Source organism: Pseudonocardia sp. NPDC049635 (assembly GCF_040659795.1).
Taxonomy (GTDB): Bacteria; Actinomycetota; Actinomycetes; order Mycobacteriales; family Pseudonocardiaceae; genus Pseudonocardia.
On the sequence record NZ_JBFAON010000053.1, the window covers coordinates 1 to 3082 of the forward strand.

The 3082-nt window shown below is 72.5% G+C and carries 4 protein-coding genes; 3 read left to right on the forward strand and 1 reads right to left on the reverse strand.

Annotated elements, in window-relative coordinates:
* Window positions 1-141: 141 nt before the first annotated feature.
* On the forward strand, window positions 142-396 hold the full coding sequence (locus AB0J24_RS28685; protein WP_358686997.1) for a hypothetical protein: 255 nt from the start codon (window positions 142-144) through the stop codon (window positions 394-396).
* Between the two features lie 273 nt (window positions 397-669).
* Here the strand turns inward: AB0J24_RS28685 and AB0J24_RS28690 are convergent, their stop codons facing one another.
* A complete protein-coding gene (locus tag AB0J24_RS28690; protein WP_358686998.1) occupies window positions 670-1038 on the reverse strand; it encodes a DUF1330 domain-containing protein in 369 nt (122 codons plus the stop codon).
* Window positions 1039-1109: 71 nt separating this feature from the next.
* On the opposite strand from AB0J24_RS28690, the gene AB0J24_RS28695 reads away from it, so the two are divergent.
* Both AB0J24_RS28695 and AB0J24_RS28700 read left to right on the forward strand, forming a co-directional pair.
* Complete coding sequence (locus AB0J24_RS28695) at window positions 1110-1700, forward strand: TetR/AcrR family transcriptional regulator (protein ID WP_358687000.1); 591 nt, start codon at window positions 1110-1112, stop codon at window positions 1698-1700.
* A gap of 650 nt (window positions 1701-2350) precedes the next feature.
* Window positions 2351-2608, forward strand: a complete 258-nt coding sequence (locus tag AB0J24_RS28700) for a hypothetical protein (protein WP_358687001.1) — start codon at window positions 2351-2353, stop codon at window positions 2606-2608.
* Window positions 2609-3082 lie beyond the last annotated feature (474 nt).

The window sequence follows — 3082 nt, forward strand, 5'->3', positions numbered from 1 at the left end:
GTCGAAACAGCAGCGGCGGGCCCGCGACGAGCCCGGGATCCCGCGGTCGCGGCCTCCCGGCCGGCGTCCTGCGGGCCCTACGGGTTCCGGTGGCCCTTCACCGTCATCGGTACCCCGCCCCAGTGGCATACGATCCCCGCCATGTCCTCCCCCGAGGTGCAACGCCGACTGCGGCAGCAAGGCGCCGACGTCGAGTCCCTCTACGAGATCTCCTCCCGCATCGAGGGCCAGCTCGCGCAGCTCGCCCAGGAGACGAACGCCCGGTTCGACGCCGTGGACACCCAGTTCGACGGGGTGAACAGCCGGCTCGAGGCGCAGCAGCAGCGCAGCGACGCCCGGTTCGACGCCCTGGAGTCCACGCTCGCCCGGATCCTGGAGCGGCTCGACCGGGACTGACCTCGTCACCGGGCCCCTGCGGGCCACAGGCACATCCCACGCCCTGTCGGGCCTTCCCCGAGCGTTCGCCGGCGCGGTGCGGAGCTCCCGGGCGACGACCCCGGGACACCAGGTCGGGTGGAGCCGATCACGACCGGTGCCGAGCACTGAAAGGCGCGCCGAAACCGGGCGGCGACAGGCACACCACACCCGTCCGCGTGGGCGCGAGCTCCGCCAGCAGCAGGTCCCGGACCGCCGCCGTCTCAGGGTTGCGGTGGACGGACACCGCCAGCATCAGGCTCCCACCGGTGTCGTCGGCTGCAGGACCGACTCCACCAACGCCTCGGTGCGCAGATGGGTGATCGCCCGGTACTCCGGATCGCGGACCATGGCCGCGAAGCTCGGCCGGTCCGGGTAGCGGACCAGCACCACCATGTCCCAGGCCTGGCCGTCCTCGGCGACCAGCGCCGGATCGCCGGCACCGAGGTACACCACGTGCAGGCCGTAGCGGGGGTTGAGTTCGGCACGGAGAGCCTCGGCGTAGCGCTGGTAGCTCTCCCGGCCGCCGTCCGGGCGGAATCGCAACAGGTTCAGCATCACGACCGGGCCGCCGGGGTCGTCGGCAAGCATGGCGTCGAGGGCGTGGTCTTCGATCTCAATCATCAGAACCTCCTGACACCCACCCTACACATACTTGTTGGATAACACGCAAGTTTGTTTGCTAGGCTCCGCCCATGCGCCGTACCCAGCAGGAACGCCGCGACCAGGCCGAGGCTGCGTTGCTCGCCAGCGCCGCTGAACTCATCGTCGAGCACGGCGTGCGGTCGTTGACACTCGCCCGCGTCGGGGAACGGGCCGGGTACAGCCGCGGCATCGTCACCCACTACTTCGGCGGGAAGCAGGCGCTCGTCGAACGGCTCGCGCGAACCACCCAGGCCGGGTTCGTCAAGGGGCTCGGTGAGCTCCCGCCCGGCCTCGACCGCCTGCTGCGGCTGATCGACGGTTACCTCGACGAGCTCGGTCGGATCGGCACGTTCCACCAGGCCTTCCTGCTGCTGTGGTCGGAGGCCGCCACCCAGCCGGAGCTCGCCCCGATCTTCCGCGAGCGGGACGCCGCCTTCCGCGCCGACCTGCGCGAGGACGTCGAGGCCGGCATCGCGGACGGCAGCATCACCGGCGACTGCGGCGCGGACGAGGTCGCGACCGCCGTCGTCGGGCAGTTACGCGGGATCGCGTTGCAGCGACTGCTCGATCCGGCCGGCGTCGACACCGAGGCGCTGCGCCGCAGCGTCACCACCCAGTGGCGCCGCGCCCTGGCCCGGTAGCCCGGGCCGGGTCCGGCCCCGACACCGGCCCCACTGGCGGCGACCGTGCACCGCGCTCCCCGGACCGATCGCACGCGGTCCGCGCGGCCGCGGCCGCGACCCGACGTCGCCCGCCGGTAACCCGACCGAGCCGCCGTCCGGGCCTGCGCCCGGCGGCCACGGCGGACGGCCCCGCCGGCACCGTGCCGCCGAGTGCGGTGAGAGTGTCAGAGGGCCATGCGAGGCTGGTGGGGTGAGCTGGCCCCAGCGCGTCTACCACGCGGTGACCTGCACCGATGACTGGTGTGACCCCAGCTGCCCGATCGCCGGCCTCGACCCGACCGGATCCCGGTCACCGTGGCGCGCTGGGTACGACACGCCGCGCGATGAGCGCCTCGGGTGAATCCCGGCGGTCTACCGTGACCGCATCGGCGGGCGTGCGGGCCAGGTCGGCTACAGCTCGCGGAGTGGGCGCACCCTCGCCGGGCAGCTCCGGTACGGCCTCGTCTGGATGCACGGGAGTGTGATCGATGTACACCTCGGCCTCCCACATCGCACCCGACCACTCGGCCACGGCCGCGGCGGCGCCGGGCCGGCCGGGCGTTCGGGCGGGGTTGCGGCGCTGTGACCGGTGTCGGCGCACCCCGAGTGAGCCGATGGAGCAGGTCCTGATGAGCGCCGAGTGGCTCATCGCCGGTCCGAACGGCCCGACCCTGGCCTGCTACTGCCGTTCCTGCACTCCCACCGGTTCGATCACCGATCTGACCTGTCTGCGCTGCGGTGACGGCCCGCTGCTGGCCGGTGACCTGGCCGCCGACAACCTCCACGGCCTCCCCGCCCCGGCCCGCCGCTGGCTCACCGCGGCTGGGTGGCGACTCGACGGTCCGGTGTGCCCGGGCTGCCTACTACCCACGAGGCCCTCCCCGTGACCGCCGCCGCGCACCGGCGGGACCCGGCGGCGCGGTTGGTGTGTTGTGGGCGTAGCTGGGGTGGGGTCGAGCGGGCGCACTGTTGTCGCCGCTTCGGTGGCTGCGGGCATGTCTTCGACGACGCCGCGCTGTGGGACGCTCACCGGGCCGGCGGGCGCTGTGTCGCCCCGTACGAGCTCGTGCCTCGACGGCCGTGAATCGGCGGGACCGCGCGACCTACAACCGCTACGGCGGGGTCCGACACATGATCGCCAGCCTGGATCTGGCCTCTGGTCAGCCATTCTACTGGCGGCGTGATCGCAAGCGCAGCAGTGAGTTCCTCGCGTTTCCTGCGCCAGCTCCGGGTCCGGTTTCCCCGGGGACGGCTCTACGTCGGGTGCTGTCGCCGGATCCTGAACTCTGACCCCCAGGCGTTCCGGGAATGTTGACCCCCTCCCGACGCTAGGGAGGTGTTGAACGTGGAGGACTGGGCGG

What these genes read in the sequence shown, in the direction of transcription:
- AB0J24_RS28685 (WP_358686997.1), top strand. Translation starts at nt 142, where the DNA reads ATGTCCTCCCCCGAGGTGCAACGCCGACTGCGGCAGCAAGGCGCCGAC.
- AB0J24_RS28690 (WP_358686998.1), bottom strand. Translation starts at nt 1,038, where the DNA reads ATGATTGAGATCGAAGACCACGCCCTCGACGCCATGCTTGCCGACGAC.
- AB0J24_RS28695 (WP_358687000.1), top strand. Translation starts at nt 1,110, where the DNA reads ATGCGCCGTACCCAGCAGGAACGCCGCGACCAGGCCGAGGCTGCGTTG.
- AB0J24_RS28700 (WP_358687001.1), top strand. Translation starts at nt 2,351, where the DNA reads ATGAGCGCCGAGTGGCTCATCGCCGGTCCGAACGGCCCGACCCTGGCC.